Here is a 20,397-nt window from a genome sequence, read left to right on the forward strand (position 1 = left end):
TTGAATAAGAAAACCTTCTTATTCAAAAGCATGGAGATTTTTTTGAACACAATCCCACGTACTAGGGATCTCTTTTTCTAAATCGCGCTGCGAACAAAATCCCTGCTGCGTAAGGTATCGTAAAATCATTCCTCGAATTTCACGATTAGAACCTTTGAAACTTTTTTGTGTGACATAATGCGCACTGGCACGACTTGGATTTACATATTGTTTTTTTAACATTACACCGTAATCCATTAATGCGTAATACCAATCTCGCGGCCGCTCTTTATCAAGTACTTGCTCAACAATCGGCAATAATTGTTTGTCAGTGACATTGCTTTTGTTGGGAAAAAAATGATGTAACAACACAGAACGTATATTTGTCTCAATGAATACTGTTGCCTTGTTATATGCAAATGTCACCATTGACGCCGCCGTTGCAGGACCAATACCCGGTAAAGCAACCAAGAGTCCAGGGTCACTCGGAAGTATGCCGGCATACCTATCCATGATAATCCGTGCGCCTTTGTGAAGCGCAAGTGAGCGCCGATTATAGCCAAGTCCCTGCCAGTACCTCAAGATTTCACTCAGCGATGCCGTTGTAAGCCGTTGAAATGATGGAAAGGCTTTTATGAATGGTTCAAATTTTTGTTCAACACGAGATGTTTGGGTTTGTTGCAACATAATTTCAGACACAAACACTCTGTACGGAGAAATATCATCTCTCCACGAAAACGCTCTTCTATTCTTAACATAGAAATTATTAATAAAATTCCGAAAATCGACAATCTTGGATTCAGAAATACTCATATTTTGTTTTTATATTATTTAACACGCCCAATTTTGAACGTTGCTAAACGATTAACATCAAGCACTCGTTTCACTGCTTCTTGTACTTCACTGAACGATAGTTTGGTAAAATCTTGCGCCCGTGTATCAAAATAATCTTCAGGTAAATTATACCGATCCATTGCCAAGAATGAAGCCGCAATGCTACTATTTGATGCAAAATTATCCACAAGCGCATTTGCGAGCGCATTCTGCGCTTGTTTAAATTCATCTTGCGTCATTGAATCAGCAACAGTTTCAATTGTTTTACGAATAACATTCTCCGCTTCTTGCAGCCGGTCCAGAGACACTATTGTTCGCACATAGGCCATGCCAGGTTGCTCGTCAGCCCCATAGATTAATGAACCCGCAATAGTATAAAAGAGCCCTGTTTGCTCGCGTAACTGGAAAAGACGAGAACTCATAGAGCCAAGCACCCCACCACCAAAAATCTGATCGAATAATAAAAGCTTGTCGTAGTCAGGATGCAGACGACTAATCGACTTACCCGCGAAGCATAGAACAACCTGATCTCGATTAATATTGTATGCATAATTCTGAGATTGTGTGTCTCGTACTTTAGGGAAATTGAGAGCTGCAACCTCTGGCCCTTGCCACGTGCCCCATGTTTTTTCCAAAATCGATGGAACATCATACGTGCCAACATCACCTGAAATCCCAACACGTGCTCCACATGGAGAGATACTACGTTTGTACCAGCTCCATAAATCATCACGTGTTATGGAGGCAATGGATTCAACCGTGCCCAGTTTACTCTTACTGTACGGATGCCCTTCATAAATATGACGGCGCACAAATTCGGTTGCAAAATCTACTGGACTATCCCAATAATTTCGAACATCAGCCAAAAGCTTTGCGCGCACCCGCTCAACTGAGGCTGTTTCAAATATAGACTCTTCTAATAGCTCTTGCACCAAGGATAGTCCTGTTCCAAAATCAGGTGATAGTGTTGTTAATGATAGCGTCCCTGGCCCAACATAAAGCCCCATCCCAAGATTCTCAAATGCCTGGGCAAGCTCAGACGCAGAATGTTTTTTTGTACCCTCAATTAAGACGGCGCTCATAAAATTACTTAGACCAGGTTTATCTTCAGGATCATAAAAATACTTCGTGCGCAACGACATAATTGCATCAACTTTTTCAACAACATTGCGATCGCACCATAAAACTCGCAATCCATTACCCAACGTTTCCATACTGCGCTTAGGATAGCGAAAAACCTTTGGCATCGCCGGAGTAATAGTGTGTGCATGTTGCGCTGATTCAACGGGAAGCTCGCGTTCCTTACCAGATAAAATTTGCGTATCTTCTTGATCAGAAAGCTGTTGTAATGATGCCCATGATTCACGCTCTGAGTCACGCAACGGAACAAGCTCTCCATAGTGCGTCACACTGTGACGACAGTATAATGCAAGCATGTCGTAGATATCGCCTTCTAACTGCTTGGGATCATAATTACTATATGTGAATAGTGCCTGCTCATCGCCCGTTGCAAGATATAACTTGCCCATGAGATATGCTTGTTTTTGATTATTTTCAAGCAGCGAAAGGAACTCATTATCAACTTGCTTTCTCGCCCGCGTTATCTCCTTATTCCTCAATTTGTTCTTTAGAATATTTTCAATCTCATCGTGTATAAGCTGAATCACACGTTGTGAATCAATATCCTCTTTTGGCTGAAAACTAATAAAAAATAACCCATGGTCAAACAGATCGTAATTAAATGCTTCAATGTCAGTTACAAGATGCAATTCATCAACAAGTTTTTTATAAAGCCGAGAACCCTTTCCAGCAGCAAGAATCCATGTGATGATGTCCAGCACGTAGTCCATCTTTGCCGTAGAACCAGGAACTACCCATGCAAGCATCACTGTTGTTTGTTTGACATCACGGAAAAGTCTTACAGAACGAGACACAATATCACGATTCAAATAAAACGACTCTTGCTGATACTCTCGATCCGCAGAAAGCGGTCCAAAATGTGATTCGGCCTCCTTAAAGACATCTTCGGGAGCAACATCCCCTACAACAATCAATGTTGCATTGTTAGGGATATAATGTTTCTTATAAAAATCGACAAGTCGCTCACGATTTAAGCTCCACAGATCTTGCTTGTAACCAATGATTGGATGATGGTACGGATGATCAGGAAAGATCTGTGATAACATCTCCTCCAACAAAGATGTTTTATAATCATCGCGATACATTTTCAATTCTTGCACCACGGCCTTCAATTCGGAATTCAGCATCTCTGTTTTGAAGGTACAATTGCGCATGCAATCAGCCATAATAGGCAATGCCGCTTTCCAATTCTGACTTGGAAAATCAAATAAATATCCAGTGTAGTCGTATGAGGTAAACGCGTTACAAGAACCGGACAATTTATGGGTAATTTCATTTATATCAGATTCAGTAAGCGAGGTAGTTCCCTTAAAGATCATGTGTTCAATTAAATGAGCCAGTCCCTTCTCTCCAGTCTTTTCGTGTTTTGAACCAACGCTATACCAGAGCTGTGTGGAAACTTTAGGAATTGTATGACACGGACGAACCAATATGGTCAAACCATTCTTCAGAACTTTCTTGAATACTTGTTTATCCATACCATACCTTATCTATGCTTTGTAAACTGTTATGAGTATACTACTCTGCCATGGAAGACCCCTAACTTCAATAAAAGACTATGTTGACGCGCGCTCTGTCCCTACTTAAAACTTCATGGTCACTCCCACTACTCATCGCATTCATAGCGGGCATCCATATCCAAGCACTACAGCCTTCTCCCATAGTCATCTTGGTGTATCTCGCACTGACCCTTATTACTACACCGGAAATAGAATTAAAGGGACTAGCTTTTATCGTGGGAATAGCCTTATGCGGCGCTATTTCATATCTTAGCCATATACAGCCGTATTACGATTTCATCAGGACAACTCAGGACGGGCCCTATGACATTTTAGCAACCGTTTCTGACATACACCCTTATGAGCACCCTTTTCTGCGTACCAAGCTTACACTCACTATGCACGATCTTCGCACAGACGCGGGATGGGCTACTCTGAAAGGGGCGATTGATATCTACCTTCCCTATACACCATATCTCGAAATTGACGACCTCATTCAGGTCAACGCTCTGTACCTTACCCAAAAAAACCTATCGTACTTCTCATTAAGAGAATACTGCTATGCAACGGTATTCCCTCAACATTTGTCATATCTATTAATTGAGAAACAACGATGGTCCCCACGACGCTGGATACAAAAACATAGAAGAAATTTGTATGAGCGAATTAAACAAAAACTTACACCACAAACATTCGGACTTTTTTCTGCGTTATTTCTTGGACATAAAACATCAGAAACACACGAATATGCACCGGCATTTCGCAATTGGGGCATCTCACATTACCTTGCTCGCTCAGGCCTACACCTCATGATTATTATGCTCCTGTGGAATACCCTTCTTTCATTTTTACAGCTCTCTGTGCTTACAGAACTTATTATTATGATAAGCATAGTAGGGATCTATACAATGCTCAGTTGGTCAAGTGTTTCCTTCCTACGTGCTTTATTAATGTGGATGGGGCACAAGCTACTTCGCCTACACCATCTTCCTTATACGACATTGGATTTGTTAATTGTAGTTGCTGGAATAGTACTTATTACCAACCCCATCAACCTCATGTGCTTGGACTTCCAGTTGAGCTTCAGCCTTACTGCAGCACTCATCTGCGCCTACCAGGCCCACGGCCAAAAAAGATGAATTTTTATTGAGAATTGGCAAAACGTTTTTATAAACTAGAAACGTAAAATTACAAACTCAAGGGGGCTATCAATGAAAACAGTACACATACTCCATTACCTTATTTTTTTTTCAATTACATATCTTGCTGGTTCTTCAGAATTATTACCAAAAAAAGAATGGACGTTTATGGTGTATATGGCTGCACGCAACGATCTACACCCGTTTTCTCACACCAATATTCGCCAGATGGCAGACATTGGATCAAATGAATTTCTAAATATCATTGTCAATCTCGATGAGCGAGGCAATGAAAACCCCTACCGACTATATATAGAAAAAGATAATCCCCTTATCGTATGTAAAAACAGCTGCCTAACAAACAGCGGAGACCCTGAGAATCTCATCGATTTTTGTAAATGGGCAATAGAAGCATTTCCCGCACAACACTATGCTCTAATTCTTTGGGACCACGGAACCGGACCAATCGATCCTTTTATAGGAAGAACGCTTTCCTTTGATACACTGCTCACCCCAGAAATATTCGAAATACAATATAAATCATTTTTAGGCCTACTTCCGCAAACAACCCCTCCCCTACAAAAGGGGATCTGCTTTGATGATGAACACAGACAATACATAACAAATGAAGGATTACAACGAGCATTATCAATAATATGCCAAGAATCTCTCAATGGAGGAAAGCTAGACATAATTGGCTTTGATGCATGTCTCATGTCAGACATTGCCATAGCCCACCTTGTCAGAGATTACGCCAATATCATGGTCTCTTCACAGAATGTAGAACTTGGACCTGGATGGAATTATAGACTTACTCTCAAACTATTTACAGAAACCTGCCCAACCCCAAAAGAATTTGCCACCCATATGGTGCAATCATATGGAAACGCATATCAATACATTATTGGCGATTACACGCAATCCGCAATTGATTTACAAGCAATCACACTGCTTGAAAATAACGTGCACCATGTCTCAACGCTTCTCACACAGGCACTCCATGGACAGCACGATCGCACAGTCAAAGATGCAATAAAAATGAGTCGCTCCAGAAGATTATGTACAGCTTTTGATGAACCAAGTTACATAGACCTTCATCATTTATATCTCAATCTCTCAAGAAATTTGCCACTCTTCCAACAAACAACGAGCTCCGAAACCTCTCGGATCCAAACGGCTCTATACGAAGGGCTCACAGATGGCATGAAACTTATTGAATCCATTGTGATTGCCAACACAGCCGGTTCAAAGCTTCCAAACGCAAAGGGCATATCAATTTATTTTCCAGAAGTAAGAGTGCATAGCTCGTACTACAAAATTCCATTTGCCCTTGAAAATAAATGGCTTACATTTGTCAGAACATATCTCAATGGATAGGCACAGTTTTTAGTTCTCTGCAAAAAGACTTATACTCTCCAGACCAGAGCACCACAACAAGAGATATCTTATGAACATTCAAAGCTACAAAAAGAGATTATTAGAAAATCTTTATCTTCCATACCAAAACGGAAAAACCTCACTCGGAAGCCCAATAGGCGCAAACATTGTCTTTGGAGAAGGGAACCCTAATGCCCAGCTCATGATCATTGGCGAAGCGCTTGGAAGAGAAGAAGACGAGAAGAGCCGGCCATTCGTAGGCCGCTCCGGAAGACTACTCACCAAAACCCTCGAAGGCCTTGGCATTCCCCGCGAACAAACCTATATCACCAATGTAGTAAAATGGCGCCCGCCACAAAATAGAACCCCCAACCCTGAAGAGCGCACCCTTGGAATGCCTCTGCTCATCTCACAAATCAAGGTAATCAATCCATCGCGCATCCTCACATTAGGATCCATTGCCACCAGGGCGCTTTTAGGAGACGAGATTCAAATCAGCAAAACCCGGGGAATCACACACGCCTTTGGCAACTACACCGTAACCCCAACCTATCACCCTGCCTACATCCTCAGAAATCCGGCGGCCCTCAAGACATTTGTTGCAGACATCTCTCAAGCGATCCAGGCGCTCGATCAACAAAAAAGTTGACACATAGAGAGCTCCCCCTCAAAAAACATTTCAAATGACACCCTCGAAAACCTCAATCCGCCGACGCTTCTCAGGCAATGTGGATAGATTGTGGATAACTCACCCCAAAATGTGGATAACCTGTGGATAGATTGTGGATAACTTTTTTCAATAATTAGGCTATCCACAACTTATGCACATATTGTCCACAGGTTATCCACATTAAGTTATGGCCAAAAAGTGACCGTTAAATAGGGGTTTTCGAGATTACACTTTCAAGTTATCCACAAATAAGCGGGACACTATTATTATTATTTATAAATTAAATATATAACTACTTATTAATAGGGAGAGAGCATAAAGGGGATCCTTCCTCTTTTTGTATTTCATGGTACACTCTCCGAGTGGGGTCCTTGTGTCCCTTGTGTTACTCTTATTGAAGACAATCCAGTATCATTCACTTCTAAACAACAAAAGGGCAACGTGAAGCTTGCAGGTGTTATTGAAGAGCTCGTTGAAGAGCGGGGTCTAGAGAAATCTCTCTTGCGGTCTATTATTTGTGAAGGGATTCTGGCTGCCTATACAAAGCGTTATCCGGATCTTCCTCTTCATGTTGATTATGACCCAAAAACAGATGAGCTTATTATTTTAATAGAGAAAAATGTTGTGGCGTCCGTGAGTGATTCTGATCTTGAGATTAGTGTGCGGAAGGCTAAAAATCTTGATAAGAAGCTTAAGGTGGGCTCAACTATCAAGGTTCCCTTCGATGGGACGATTGGTCGCATTGAAATTTTGCGTGCTAAGCAGGTCATCGCTAATAAGATTCGGCTTGTTGAGGCTTCGATTATTTATAATGAATTCAAGGACAAGGAGGGAGAGGTTGTTCTGGGTTCTGTGCATAAATGTGAGCGAAATGGGACGGTAGTTAAGATTCAGGACAATCTGGCGTTTTTGCCGCGGTCTCTTACGATTCCAGGCGACAAATGTATCGTTGGTGCACCCATTCGCGCCTTATTAAAAGAGGTTCTTGCTGAGCCACGGAACGAAAATCAGCTTATTCTTGATCGAGTATCTCCAGAGTTTTTGAGGCGTCTCTTTGAGCTTGAGATTCCAGAGGTCTATGAGGGGATTGTTAAGATTAAGAAGATTGTGAGAACTCCTGGCTATAAATCTAAAATCATTGTTTCTTCCAGCGATGCTAATATTGATCCAGTTGGGACCTGTGTTGGTGTTGGTGGGGTAAGAATTAAGCCTATTTTAAAAGAGTTAAGCAACGAAAAAATTGATATTATTGCGGACTCAGATGACCTTGAGCAATTGATCCGCAGATCATTGAAGCCGGCAGAAATTGAGCGCGTCGAGCTTGAAGGTGATGGTAGGGTTAAGGTCTGGCTTGACGAGGATCAGCGCTCCCTTGCTATTGGTAAGATGGGACAAAATATTCAATTAGCGTCTCGACTGACGGGTGTTCAAATCGATCTTGTACAAAAGGGCGATACGCCATTTGAAATTTCAACAGAAGAGTTTGAATTATCTTCGGATTCGTTGAGTAGTTCAGGCGATGATGACAAGAAAGACGAGTAGGTATTATGCGATTATATGAATTTTCTCAGGAAGTTGGTGTTACAAGCAAGGATCTGTTAAAGGTCTTGGACGATGCCGGCTTTCCGGTGAAAAGTCATATGTCTCAGCTTACAGATGAAGCCCTTGTATTTTTGAAGAAAAAATTTTCATCTGAGCCGCAGGTTAAAGAGGTTGTGCAATCAAAGCCTGTGCAAGTAAATTCTACGTATGTCACAAAAGAAGTTGATCCGATTTCTCTTCCTAAAGAGGAGGATTTAGAGGAAGAATCGTCCCACATTATTCTTCAAGAGATGACGGTTGACGCGATTGCTCAGAAATTAAATCGCCCCGTCACTGAGGTGATTCTCTTTTTATTGCGACGTGGTGTTGTTGCTACCAAAAATCAATTGGTTTCTGAAGATTTGATTAAGGCTCTGGCCGATCAGTATGGTTTCGAGGTGAGGGCTCGTCGTGAAGAAAAGCGCGAAACTCATCGTGCAGATGAAACAAAATATGAACATCTGCAGACGCGACTTCCTGTGATTGTTGTTATGGGTCACGTTGATCATGGAAAAACGACGTTGCTAGACTATATCAGAAAAACGCGTGTTGTTGCACGAGAAAAAGGGGGTATCACGCAGCATCTTGGCGCATATCATGTTGATACGCCTCATGGTGGGTTGGTCTTTCTCGATACTCCTGGTCACGAGGCATTTTCACAAATGAGAGCCCGTGGTGCTAAGGCCGCAGATATAGCAATCTTGATTGTCGCTGCAGACGATAGCGTGAAGCCGCAAACTGTAGAGGCTCTTCGGCATGCTGAGGCTATGGGTATACCTATCCTTGTTGCTGTGAACAAAATTGACCGCGTTGATCCGCAACGTATTGATGTTGTAAAACGTGATCTAGCTCAATATAATCTTTTACCCGAGGAATGGGGTGGGCAAACCATTTTTATTCCAATCTCTGCAAAAGAGGGCACAGGGGTTGCTGACTTATTAGAAGTTGTTGCGCTTCAAGCAGAAATGATGGAATTACAAGCAGACCCAACTGTCCCAGCTCAGGGATTTGTTCTTGAGGCTCGTCTTCAAAAAGGGCGTGGTGCCGTTGCAACGGTCATTTGCCATCAGGGAACCTTGAAGATCGGGGATTATTTTATGTGCGGGGCAACACAAGGAAAGGTGATTACCCTCATCAATTCATATGGTAAAAAAGTATCTGCAGTGGCACCGTCAATTCCTGTACTTGTATCTGGATTTGAGCAGCTTCCTGACGTTGGAGCTGTCTTTAGGGTTGTTCCTGAAAAAGAATATCGCAAGGCAAGAACGGAAACAGGGGATACGGCTGCGCAATTATCTACAAGAGCCTTTGATGAAAAAACGATTAATCTCATCATTAAGGCTGAGGGTAATTCATCGCGCGAGGCACTCTTGCATGCGATCAAGCCGCTTTCCAAAAAAACTGACAAACACTTAAATATTATCTATTCAGGAGTTGGCGATATTAATGAAAGTGATGTCGCTACGGCAGTTGATACCGGCGCCCGTATTATTGGGTTCCACGTAAAAGCTGACACAAATGCAGCACGCTCTGCTCACCGATTGGGAGTTGTCGTTGAGCTGTATGATGTCATCTATCATCTTATTGATGCGCTTAAGGATCTTCTTGAAAAAAGTAAAGATATTGTCTTGGTGAAAAAGCGTATTGGTGAAGTTGAGGTTAGGAAGGTTTTTGATATTAAGGGTCTCGGAGTTATCGCTGGTTGTTATGTTAGAGACGGTAAGGTGACTCGAGATTGCACTGTGGTGATTTCCCGTAATGGCTACAAAGTTGGAGAGGGCCCTGTGCGTAGTTTGCAAAGGGATCGCCGCCCTATGAAAGAAGTAGCCGCTGGATATGAATGTGCATTCTTAGTTGATGGCTTCAATGAATGGCAAGTTGGTGATAGGGTAGAGTGCTTTGTTGTAGTTCCGAAAGAATAATTAGACAGAAGGGGTCTATGTTTATTCTTCGCAGTATAAGTGCGTGTATTCTGTCGTTTATTGTAACATTTCTTCTTGTGCCTGTTATGCGATCACTGGCTTATACGTTTGGCATTATCGATGTTCCGGACGGCAAAATAAAAACTCACAAGCAAGCAACTCCATATTTGGGAGGAATTGCAGTTTATGCAGGTTTTCTTTTTGCGCTTGCAGCGACCATGTCATTGTCTACAGATATTATTCCTCTTGTTGTAGGGTGCACAGTATTATTGTTTGTGGGCCTCCTTGATGACATCATAACAATTACGCCCTTACAAAAATTTTTAGGACAACTTGGTGCCGCAATTATCTTGGTCAAGGGGGGCTTTTATCTTAAAGATGAATTTTTTCATACCTATTGGTTCCTTGCTATTCCATGTTCATTGTTGTGGATATTGACAATTACGAACGCAATCAATCTTGTGGATATTATGGATGGACTTGCGGTTACCATTGCGGGAGGAGCGACTTTATCCTTTTTGGTGATTGCATTGTTTGCGCAAAATAGTACTGCAGCACTTATGGTTGCCTCATTATTAGGAGCGCTTATTGCTTTTTACTTGTTCAATAAAATGCCTGCGCGCATTTATCTGGGAGACGCTGGAGCCCTCTTTATTGGGGGAGTTCTTGCCAGTGTTCCGTTTCTTTTCAATTGGAGTCTAATACAAAAATATGGATTGGTTTCTCCTCTTGTAATTTTGGGGGTTCCGATTCTCGAAGTCTGCTCATTGATTGCCATACGAATGAAAAATAATATTCCGTTTTATTTGGGGAGCCCCCACCACTTTGCCCATTATCTCCAACGCAAAAAGTGGATGAATAAGGTTATTTTGTTCTTTGTCTTAGGGGTATCCCTCTTACTTGGTGTGATTGCTGGATTGTTTCTATATGGATATCTAAGTATATGGCACATGTTCTGGGTTCTTGGGGGGGTGCTTGGGTTCTGGTTGGCTATAGTGTACTAGGTGACCAGATTATTCAAGATGGTAAGGTTACGTTCATAATCTTTGAGGCCATGTTGATCTGGAGTCTCGAGTAGCTTAGGAATATGTAAGAAGCGTTCGTCATTCATCAGTAATCTGAATGGCTCGAGCCCTAATTTTCCTTTTCCAATATGTTCATGTCTATCGATTTTGGATGTAAGCGACGTTTTTGAATCATTAAGATGAAAAGCCTTCACATGGTGTAATCCGATTATGTCATCGAAGAACTTCCATGTGTTTTTGTATGTTATCTTCGTGCGAAGATCATATCCCGCTGCAAATATGTGGCATGTATCCACGCAAACACCTGTCTGACTTGGATGGTTGATGTGTTGAAGTAAATAAGCAATTTCTTCGAATGTTGCGCCAACATTTGTTCCTTGTCCTGCCATTGTTTCAATCAATAGCTTTGCTGTTCCATCGTGATGAGATAACGTTTCTTTTATAGCTGATGAGATTTGTTTTAATGCATCATTCAGCTCTTGTTTCCCTCTGGATCCGGGATGGAGCACAAGGTAAGGTATTCCCAATCGGTCGCATCTACTTAATTCTTCCTTTAATGCTTTATGTGATTTTTCAAATGTTTCTTGGGATGTTGCGCCAAGATTAATTAAGTAGCTTGCATGTGCAACAATATGTTTTTTTTGAATGCCTGTTTCTTGTAATGCCTCGTTGAATGCGGCTATCGAATCCTGAATGATTGGTCGCGCATGCCATTGCCGATTACTTTTTGTAAAAATTTGTAATGCTGTACACCCAATAGATGCTCCGCGTTGTACTGCTTTATCAAAGCCTCCTGCAATTGACATGTGTGCGCCACATACAAATGGTTTTTTTCCCATAAAATTCCTGCATTGTAAAAACCGTGAAAGAACCTTTTCATTTTTTCTTGTTTGGGTACTCTGTGTTGAGTGATTTTTATATCCCTTGTATTATCATCCACTGAGGCTTTCCATGCAAATCCTGCGATACGGTCTTCTCTGTAGCTTATTCTGCGCACATTTTTATGTTGTAGCTAAAAAACCAAAAGAAAATTTTGCAAAGGCGCATGATGTTGTGTTACTTGAGCGGCCCAATGCATGCACGTTAGACCAATCATTATATTTTTCAGAAAAACAACCATCTGGTGTGTATAAGAAACAAAATAAAAAAGATAGCATTATTTCTGCGAAAGAGGCTCAGGTGGGGGAGATCCCTCAGGCATCCTTCAATGTCGATACTCCGCCCCCGCAAATGCCTCAACCCCTTTCTCTCAAAGTGCTTGATACGCAACTGATCATGGGTGGCAAATATCGTCCAGAACTTTTTTATGGACAAAACCTTGCTCTTTTAAATCATGTCAACAAAGCCGATCGAGTGTTACCCATACGTCATACATTTGATTTTGTTGGACATGCATTCTTGGGAAAAGAAAAATATGGAAAGCCGGCAGTAGAGTTGCGCTTTGCATTGCGTAATAAAGGAATTTGGGGGAATACTGGTTCTATTATTCCTACGACCGAATCTACGATCAGGGTTGGAAGTGTAACAACTGGTGCACACAGACACAATCTTGGGCGTCATGTATTGTGGTTGAAAGAGTTATGGTTGAAGGGCTCTCTGAGTACCATGTTTGGATCAGAGGATCCAGAAGAACATATATTTAAGTTAGGATTTCACCCGTTTATTTTGGGAAACGGTATCACATTAGGACCTGCATATGCACTGAACCCGGGCTTTCTTGGCTTTTATACAGATAACGTTGTTGATCAGTTTACTCCTGGTTTGCTTTTTAGCGGGGAGGCTTACAAAGATCGTTTAACATATGATGTGTACGGTGCCATTTTAGAAAATCTCAGTGATCGTGTTGCAACCAATGCTGAGGAGATTTATAAAAATGCATTTGGATACCAAGATAATCCATCTCGCGGATTTGGATCGATAAATTGGCTTGTTGCTGCGCGTTTGAAAGCGACGCCATTTATTTTAGAGGATCTGGGTACATTTCGTATAGAGCCTTATCTTTTATATGACCGTGCACCTGAGCAGAGAATTGAATTTCAAGGAGGTGCAGAAAGTAAGTTTGGTTCGGTTGGGTTTAGATTTTCACATTTTATTGGTGACTATGATTTCAATTTTGAAGTTGCCAAAAACTTTGGACATCAAAAAATTTTGGGGTGGGATCGTAACCAGCAAATACTACAAGTGAATAGCTCAACGGGCTCTGTAGAAGCAGTTTATACACATGTCTATAACGCTGACGGGACACCTGCTGCAGTAACATCAGCAAATGCTGCCTACGTTGCTTCACAACGCGCATGTGATTGCCATGTCGATGTAACACAGTGGAATGGAACAACTATACCGGATAGCACCCTAGTAAATGCCAGCAATAGATTCCGTCCATGTTTCCAAAATCAATTTAATGGATGGATGTGTGTGGCAGATGCAAGTTTTACTACCTTTGATAAACAGTTAATGCTTGCGTTTGAATTTGGCTATGCATCAGGGGATGATGATCCAAATCTAGATATGTTTGATAATAGCATCTGTGAAAGAAGTTTCAGTGGATTTGTTGGTCTTCAAGAAATCTTTAATGGAAATAAAGTAGAAAGTGCATATGTTTTGGGACAACGAACATTGGCTCGTCCGTTGACGCTTCCTAATTCTGCAATGAAGCAGGGGCGCTATGCATCGACGGTGGCGTCATTTACAAATGTTTCATATTTAGGTGCTGCATTTCATATTAAGCCAAAGGTGAAGTCAAAGTTGTGTTGGCGGCCAAACATAATGATGTTCTGGCAACCGGAGCCAACGTTAGCATTTGATGCTTCAACAGCAACGACATCAGATATCCAGAAGGCAAACTCATTCCTCGGTATAGAGATCAATAGTTTTGTGGATGCAAATATTTTAGAAAATTTAAAAGCATTCTTTGTGGTGTCTGCGTTCTTCCCAGGAAGCCATTATGATGATATTAGAGGAACACCACTCAATAATGTTCACTTAAAATTACTTGATCGCGCAAGTATTGATCTTGATAATTTACCGCTCCTGGGTACTGATACTGCTTTCTCGTTTAATATGGGGCTTGAATACCAATTCTAAAATACTTGCTGTGGCGCAAGGCGTTGTATTAGACTCTCTAGACATATGGTATATCAAAAAAAGGAGAGTCATATGGGGAGACAACGCTTAGCTTTGTTTGTTGCTTTTATGTTGGGCTGTTGCTCATCGCTAGTACTCATGAGGTACAGGAATCTTGATGCCGAGAATTCTGTTCCTAGACCCACAGGAATTATGCCTAAAGTTGTCAAATACGGATATGCATATCTGGCTCCACTGAGAGGGGCCCCACTTATAGGGGTGAATCCGTCGGGTCCAGCTGAACAGGCATACGTAGCTGCATTCTGGAATAGTGTTGCTACCGGGGTTGGTCTTGGTCTCGTGCCACTCGTGTATAGTGGCGTCGTTCGCCGTGATTTTGACAAAGCGCATCGCATTTCAACGTATCTCAGTCTCTTATGGGCAAGCTATACGGCAGCCATGGCAGGTGCATTTCAGTCCCTTCTTTTTAATCAGCCAGAGCTTTTATCACAATTAGCTGCGGAGATGGATGAAGCAGTTGTCATGATCGATGAGGCGCTGAAAAACAATGATCCCGAGCTTCAGAGGCTGTTAAATCTCTATGAGAGTGGATTGTTTCCAGCAGTTGTACAGACGCCGGGGTTTCCTCAACGGGGTATGTTTACAAGCCAACCTGCTCTTCCTGAAAAACCGGCGCAGGAAGAATAAATCCTTCGTCTTTCCTTTGTGGATATAACAAGATATCCTTTTATTGTATGTGTATGGTTTTAGAGGATATCAGACGGCATGAAGATACAAAGGACGGTCTCCTGTGGCCAGGTAACTCAGGAACATGTTGACAAAAAAATCCAGCTAAGCGGATGGGTCAATAAGCGCCGAGATCATGGAGGATTGATTTTTATCGATCTACGAGATAGAACCGGTCTTATGCAGCTGGTATTTAATCCTGATATTGCCGCTGAGGCACATAAAGCTGCCCATGCTCTGCGCTCTGAATATGTGATCTCTGTTTGTGGTATAGTTTATCCTCGTCCGACAGAAACGGTTAACGAGAAATTACCGACCGGCAAATTGGAGCTCTATGTTACTGAACTAGAAATTCTTAATAGGGCAAAGATGTTGCCATTCTCTTTAGAAGACGCGGAGAATGTTGATGAGGAATTGCGGTTGAAATACCGCTACTTGGATTTGCGTCGTAAGCGCATGTACAGCAATATGGCGCTTCGTAGTGATGTTATATTTCTAATGAGATATTTCCTGCAACAACATGGGTTCCATGAAATTGAAACACCAACCCTTACTAAAGATACTCCCGAAGGTGCGCGTGAGTTTTTAGTTCCTTCACGTCTTCACCATGGGTTCTTTTATGCCCTACCACAGTCGCCACAGTTATATAAGCAGTTACTCATGGCCGGTGGTATTGAGCGATATTTTCAGGTAGCTCGTTGTTTCCGTGACGAAGATCTTAGGGCTGATCGTCAGCCGGAATTTACCCAGCTTGATCTTGAACTTTCTTTTGTAACAGCGCAAGATATCCAGGATCTGATGGAAGCCTTGTTGGTATATATCATGAAGGCGGTCAAAGGCATTGAAATTCCGAGACCATTTACACGCATAGTATATGAGCAGGCATTTGAGGTGTACGGATCAGATAAGCCCGATTTGCGGTTTGAGCTCAAGATTCAGGACCTCAGCACACTCTTTAAAGACACGTCATTAAAATTTCTACAGACTGTTTTGCAGCAGGATGGTCGTATTGGGGCGCTACACGTTGCTGGAAAAACATTTACACGGTCTGAGCTTGATAGTTGGGTAATACGAGCACAAAACCTTGGTGCAAAGGGGTTGTTATGGGTGCGTTTTGATGAGGATGGCAAACCTGAGTCCCCGGTGGCTAAGTTCTTGCCAGATGACTTTCTGTTTCGTGTTGCAAACGTTATTCCATCATGCACCAAGAATGATACGTTATTTATTATTGCAGGGCCGTATAAAGAAGCATGGACATCTTTGGGGCGCTTACGCCTTGAGCTGGGAGAAGCATTGAACTTGATCCCGCATGACGTTTATAATTTTTCATGGATTGTTGATTTTCCTCTCTTTGAATATGACGCGGATGCAAAATGCTGGAATGCGACGCATCATCCATTTACATCGCCAACCGAGGAATGGGAAAATCAGGAGCCTGGTGAGATGCACGCTAAAGCCTACGACGTGATCTTGAATGGTGTTGAGCTTGGCGGTGGATCTATTCGTATTCATGACCAAGCTGTTCAAAAGAAAATGTTTGAGCTGCTAGGGCTATCTACTGAGGAAACCCAAGAAAAATTCGGGTTCCTTCTCGAGGCGCAGGAGTTAGGGTTTCCGCCTCATGGGGGTATAGCTCTTGGCTTGGATCGCTTGATTATGTTATTAACTAATTCGAATTCAATTCGCGATGTCATTGCATTTCCAAAGACACAGCGAGGATTTGATTTAATGATGAGTGCCCCAGCATCGGTTGATGCAGCTAAGTTGCGCGAGTATGGGCTAGTAGTGAAAAAGAAATAATCAAAAATCCCGACAAATGCTGCTTGGTAATCCTTAAAAGGAGGGGAAGTCATATGAAGGTAGCTGATCTACGTGGGCGTGAAATATTTGATTCTCGTGGATATCCCACACTTGAATGTGAAGTGACATTAGAAAGCGGCGCAAGTGTTATTGCGTCCGTGCCATCAGGAGCATCGACAGGAAAAAATGAGGCACTTGAACTCCGTGATGGAGGTTCTCGCCTGATGGGAAAGGGTGTTACCAAATCAATACAAATCATTGAAGATGTTATAGCTCCTGTGTTTATTGGGCAGGAACTGAATGCGCCTGCCATGGATGAGATTTTAGTGCAGTTAGATGGAACTCAACATAAAAGCAAATTGGGTGCTAATACGACATTGGCTGTTAGTATGGCATTGTATCGTGCACAAAGTATTCAGGAGCAGGTTTCACTGTATGAGATTATTGCATGGTGGTGTGGCAGAGAATCGGTTGCTATGCCAATCCCTTTGTTTAATGTCATTAACGGCGGGGCACATGCAGATAATAATCTCTTGATACAGGAAATTATGGTGGTTCCTGTTGGTGCGCAAAATTTTAGGGATGCCCTTGAATGTTCAATTGTCCTTTATCATGAACTTAAAGCTATCTTGAAAAAGAAGGGCAAAAGTATTGCGGTTGGTGATGAAGGTGGTTTTGCTCCCCAGTTTTCTGATGAAATCGAAGCTCTTAATATATTAAATGAGGCGCTCCTAGCTTGTGATAAACAGCGTAGCAATATCTTCTCTGTTGCGCTTGATATGGCTGCATCACAGTTTTATAAACCACGCTTAAAAAAATATGACTGGCATGGTGACCAGGTTACGGCAGACCAAATGATTGAATATTACGAACAGCTGATTGATAACTTCCCTATCTATTCTATTGAAGACGGACTTGCAGAAACTGATTGGGCTGGATGGAAAAAAATGATGAAAAGGCTTGGTGACAGGGTACAAATTGTTGCTGATGATCTTACGGTTACCAATCCTAAATTCATTGAAAAATGCGCAAACGAACAAGCAGCCAATGCCGTGATTATTAAACCAAATCAGATTGGTACAGTGACTGAAACTTTGCAAGCAATGCAGATAGCTGAAGAACGGGATATGAATATTATCGTATCTCATCGTTCGGGAGAAACCGAAGATACATTTATTGCTGATCTAGCAATTGGTGCTATGGCAGGACAATTCAAAGCTGGTGGTTGTGCGCGTGGTGAACGTATGGCGAAATACAACCGCTTATTGCGTATAGAAGATACGTTGATGAATCTTATGATGGATACGAAACTTACAGCGTAAAGGCAGGATTTTTCTGATTCTTTTTTAAAATGCCCGCTCTGCGCTTCAATGATGATCCTGATTGTTGCTTAGGAATGATACTTTTCTCAGGGACTTCCTGTGGGTAGACCTGCTTTGGTTGATCAATACTGGTATCAAGATTTTGATATTGCTTCATAAGATCAGAGCCACCATGTTCAGGAATTCTAAAGAACCAGTGATTGATAGGATCTTTGAGCTGGCCAAAAAGGTCATTTTCGTCGTTTGAAACAAGATTTTTCCCGTATGCAAATTTTCGTTCAGTTGCATCAGACATTCCACCTTCTGCCCGTGGACGAATGATAGTTGGTGAAACAAAGATCATTAGATTATCTTTTTTTGTTGTTTGCACCTTGCCTTTAAAGAGCCACCCGATTATAGGAATCTTGGCAAGAAGAGGCGTTTCTCTGCTCGTATCACTTTCGTGTGTTCTAACTAATCCTCCAAGAACAAGCACTTCACCATTCCCAACGGTTGCATTGGTTCTAACTGTTCGTATGGTTTTTGAGTTATCAGTTGCCGTTCTATCGATAAAGTCTTCAACGTGAATGGCGATGTCGAGATTGATTTTATTGTTTGTGCTAATACGTGGCAAAACATCCACTTCAAGTTTGGCAGGGAAGTTTGTATTTTGAATATTAATGGTGCCATCAGGCTGAGTAACTGCGCGATCACGGATGAGTCGTGTTTCAGAAAGTGTAATACGAGCTTGTTGATGATTTAACACAATGTTATGAGGATGTGACAAAATTTTAGAGTTAGTGTACTCCTTGAGCGTTTGTAATACCCACCAGATTCCACTGCCTATTGTGTCTTGAAAGCTCAGAATGAATGATCCGGGTGTTGCGAATGATGCAATGTTGCCAGTTGTGCTTCCCGACGTAAACAGTGTGAGCAAGTTCGCAGCCACAGTTGTTGGATTGGTAGCGTTGTCAAGAACCGGTGCGGACATGTGAGCTGCTTGAAAATTAGCATTCTTTATCGGTGTATCTTGTTTATTTCGTGTTTGACTTGCCAGAATTTTATCATGATCGAGTGTGACGTCAGCAATTAATACTTCGATTGCGACTTGCGATTGTGGCTTATCTAGGGATGCAATCAATTCTTTAATATGAACCCAGTCTCGTTTGTTTGACGCAATAAGAAGACGATTTCCACCTCTGAGCACTTTCCCTACTTCACCAATGGATGATTGTGTTTGCAGTGTTTTACCTTGTTCTTCTTCGAATGTTTCCACTTCAATAATGACATTTTTAAATTGTTCTTCGAGTGGTGTCGTTCCCTTGGATTGGTCATCTGCTTTTTGTGCAGCAATCATACTCTTGAGCGTTGTCTGTAGTTTTTGTGCATCGAGGTATTGTAGGTCATATACATGAATAAGCGAGTCTCCTGATTCAAGCGGAATATCGACATATTTGTAGATGAAGTCTTTCAGCCGATCGACAGCTTTTTCTTTGCCGAGAATGATCAAAGAATTGGTTCGTGTTAGGGGAACAACCTTTGTGCCTTTAACAAAATACTCCGGAGATTCAATGGTTTGTGCAAAGGTGAACGTTGCTTTCGAATCATTTTGTTTTGTCAGGAGATTGCTATTGATAAAGTTAGATACGAATGTTGCATCGGTATGAGAAAGCTTGATAATTTCAACAACTTCACGAAATCCGATCTTATCTAATTCCGTAATGACAGTCATGCCTGTTTTAATGAGATGTGCTTTCCCTATAATAAGCATAGAGTTGCTTCCAGCGTCAAAACTTACATCAGAAAGCCCAAGATCAGTTAGGATAGTTTTTATCTCATCGGTATAGCGTTTAAGGTTTCCGCTTGGGTCGACCTTAAAGTGATCAAAATAATAGACATATCGAATTCGCTCATCTGTATGTGGGAGTTCTTCTGGAGGTATACCAATGTAGACCTGAAGAGGATCTTTGACAGAACCTGTTTTTGCGTTTTCATCCTTCTTTTTAATGATATAGTCATCCCCGTATGGATTCATGTAATATCCTGCAACATCCAGGATGGTATATAAGAAGTTAAATGCATCTTCAAGGGGAACTTTTTTTTGATTGTGTAATGTAACTTTAAAGGCTAGAGGTATGGCATTAGTATGTATAATGATGTTGACGCGCATTTTCGAGGCGAGGTAATTGATAATCGTATTTACGTCTTCATTCTCAAAATTAAGACTGATTTTCTTATGGGAGCTAGATGAGGCATACATATCAGAAATGCTTAGTCCGACTGTATATGCAAGTAATATTGCAAGAAGCTTCTTCATCAT

14 protein-coding genes are annotated in these 20,397 nt (G+C 41.7%); 10 read left to right on the forward strand and 4 right to left on the reverse strand.

Annotated features, from left to right (window positions below):
* Positions 1–18 precede the first annotated feature (18 nt).
* Together JW872_01070 and JW872_01075 are read right to left on the reverse strand one after the other, a co-directional pair.
* Positions 19–792: a hypothetical protein gene (locus JW872_01070; protein ID MBN1549231.1), complete on the reverse strand. Its 774-nt coding sequence runs from the start codon at positions 790–792 to the stop codon at positions 19–21.
* 14 nt (positions 793–806) lie between these two features.
* Positions 807–3,431, reverse strand: coding sequence for an insulinase family protein (locus JW872_01075; GenBank protein ID MBN1549232.1), 2,625 nt, complete (start codon positions 3,429–3,431; stop codon positions 807–809).
* An 80-nt stretch (positions 3,432–3,511) separates the two neighbouring features.
* Here JW872_01075 and JW872_01080 point away from each other — a divergent pair, with 80 nt between their 5' ends.
* The 6 genes from JW872_01080 (at position 3,512) to JW872_01105 (ending at position 11,145) form a co-directional block, all read left to right on the forward strand.
* A complete protein-coding gene (locus JW872_01080; protein ID MBN1549233.1) occupies positions 3,512–4,591 on the forward strand; it encodes a ComEC/Rec2 family competence protein in 1,080 nt (359 codons plus the stop codon).
* A 72-nt stretch (positions 4,592–4,663) separates the two neighbouring features.
* Positions 4,664–5,968 (forward strand): hypothetical protein, encoded by a 1,305-nt coding sequence (locus JW872_01085; GenBank protein MBN1549234.1) that lies wholly within the window; start codon positions 4,664–4,666, stop codon positions 5,966–5,968.
* A 70-nt stretch (positions 5,969–6,038) separates the two neighbouring features.
* Positions 6,039–6,617, forward strand: a complete 579-nt coding sequence (locus tag JW872_01090; GenBank protein ID MBN1549235.1) for a uracil-DNA glycosylase — start codon at positions 6,039–6,041, stop codon at positions 6,615–6,617.
* A gap of 462 nt (positions 6,618–7,079) precedes the next feature.
* Complete coding sequence (gene nusA / locus JW872_01095) at positions 7,080–8,180, forward strand: transcription termination factor NusA (GenBank protein MBN1549236.1); 1,101 nt, start codon at positions 7,080–7,082, stop codon at positions 8,178–8,180.
* Between the two features lie 5 nt (positions 8,181–8,185).
* Positions 8,186–10,141, forward strand: coding sequence for a translation initiation factor IF-2 (locus tag JW872_01100; GenBank protein MBN1549237.1), 1,956 nt, complete (start codon positions 8,186–8,188; stop codon positions 10,139–10,141).
* Positions 10,142–10,158: 17 nt separating this feature from the next.
* Positions 10,159–11,145 (forward strand): undecaprenyl/decaprenyl-phosphate alpha-N-acetylglucosaminyl 1-phosphate transferase, encoded by a 987-nt coding sequence (locus JW872_01105; protein ID MBN1549238.1) that lies wholly within the window; start codon positions 10,159–10,161, stop codon positions 11,143–11,145.
* On the opposite strand, the gene JW872_01110 is transcribed toward JW872_01105, so the two are convergent.
* Complete coding sequence (locus JW872_01110) at positions 11,142–12,005, reverse strand: deoxyribonuclease IV (GenBank protein MBN1549239.1); 864 nt, start codon at positions 12,003–12,005, stop codon at positions 11,142–11,144. The genes JW872_01105 and JW872_01110 overlap by 4 nt on opposite strands.
* Positions 12,006–12,117: 112 nt before the next feature.
* Here JW872_01110 and JW872_01115 point away from each other — a divergent pair, with 112 nt between their 5' ends.
* The 4 genes from JW872_01115 (at position 12,118) to eno (ending at position 18,098) form a co-directional block, all read left to right on the forward strand.
* On the forward strand, positions 12,118–14,250 hold the full coding sequence (locus JW872_01115; GenBank protein MBN1549240.1) for a hypothetical protein: 2,133 nt from the start codon (positions 12,118–12,120) through the stop codon (positions 14,248–14,250).
* A gap of 258 nt (positions 14,251–14,508) precedes the next feature.
* Positions 14,509–14,937, forward strand: coding sequence for a hypothetical protein (locus tag JW872_01120; GenBank protein MBN1549241.1), 429 nt, complete (start codon positions 14,509–14,511; stop codon positions 14,935–14,937).
* A gap of 78 nt (positions 14,938–15,015) precedes the next feature.
* On the forward strand, positions 15,016–16,776 hold the full coding sequence (gene aspS, locus JW872_01125) for an aspartate--tRNA ligase (protein MBN1549242.1): 1,761 nt from the start codon (positions 15,016–15,018) through the stop codon (positions 16,774–16,776).
* A gap of 53 nt (positions 16,777–16,829) precedes the next feature.
* Complete coding sequence (gene eno / locus JW872_01130; protein MBN1549243.1) at positions 16,830–18,098, forward strand: phosphopyruvate hydratase; 1,269 nt, start codon at positions 16,830–16,832, stop codon at positions 18,096–18,098.
* Here eno and JW872_01135 read toward each other — a convergent pair.
* Complete coding sequence (locus tag JW872_01135) at positions 18,088–20,397, reverse strand: hypothetical protein (GenBank protein ID MBN1549244.1); 2,310 nt, start codon at positions 20,395–20,397, stop codon at positions 18,088–18,090. The genes eno and JW872_01135 overlap by 11 nt on opposite strands.

The organism is Candidatus Babeliales bacterium (genome assembly GCA_016929235.1).
Lineage (GTDB): Bacteria > Babelota > Babeliae > Babelales > JABCYS01 > JAFGJD01.

Excerpts from the sequence above, each read along its gene's own strand:
- JW872_01070 (MBN1549231.1), bottom strand. The coding sequence starts at position 792 with ATGAGTATTTCTGAATCCAAGATTGTCGATTTTCGGAATTTTATTAAT.
- JW872_01075 (MBN1549232.1), bottom strand. The coding sequence starts at position 3,431 with ATGGATAAACAAGTATTCAAGAAAGTTCTGAAGAATGGTTTGACCATA.
- JW872_01080 (MBN1549233.1), top strand. The coding sequence starts at position 3,512 with ATGTTGACGCGCGCTCTGTCCCTACTTAAAACTTCATGGTCACTCCCA.
- JW872_01085 (MBN1549234.1), top strand. The coding sequence starts at position 4,664 with ATGAAAACAGTACACATACTCCATTACCTTATTTTTTTTTCAATTACA.
- JW872_01090 (MBN1549235.1), top strand. The coding sequence starts at position 6,039 with ATGAACATTCAAAGCTACAAAAAGAGATTATTAGAAAATCTTTATCTT.
- JW872_01100 (MBN1549237.1), top strand. The coding sequence starts at position 8,186 with ATGCGATTATATGAATTTTCTCAGGAAGTTGGTGTTACAAGCAAGGAT.
- JW872_01105 (MBN1549238.1), top strand. The coding sequence starts at position 10,159 with ATGTTTATTCTTCGCAGTATAAGTGCGTGTATTCTGTCGTTTATTGTA.
- JW872_01110 (MBN1549239.1), bottom strand. The coding sequence starts at position 12,005 with ATGGGAAAAAAACCATTTGTATGTGGCGCACACATGTCAATTGCAGGA.
- JW872_01115 (MBN1549240.1), top strand. The coding sequence starts at position 12,118 with ATGCAAATCCTGCGATACGGTCTTCTCTGTAGCTTATTCTGCGCACAT.
- aspS (MBN1549242.1), top strand. The coding sequence starts at position 15,016 with ATGAAGATACAAAGGACGGTCTCCTGTGGCCAGGTAACTCAGGAACAT.
- eno (MBN1549243.1), top strand. The coding sequence starts at position 16,830 with ATGAAGGTAGCTGATCTACGTGGGCGTGAAATATTTGATTCTCGTGGA.
- JW872_01135 (MBN1549244.1), bottom strand. The coding sequence starts at position 20,397 with ATGATGAAGAAGCTTCTTGCAATATTACTTGCATATACAGTCGGACTA.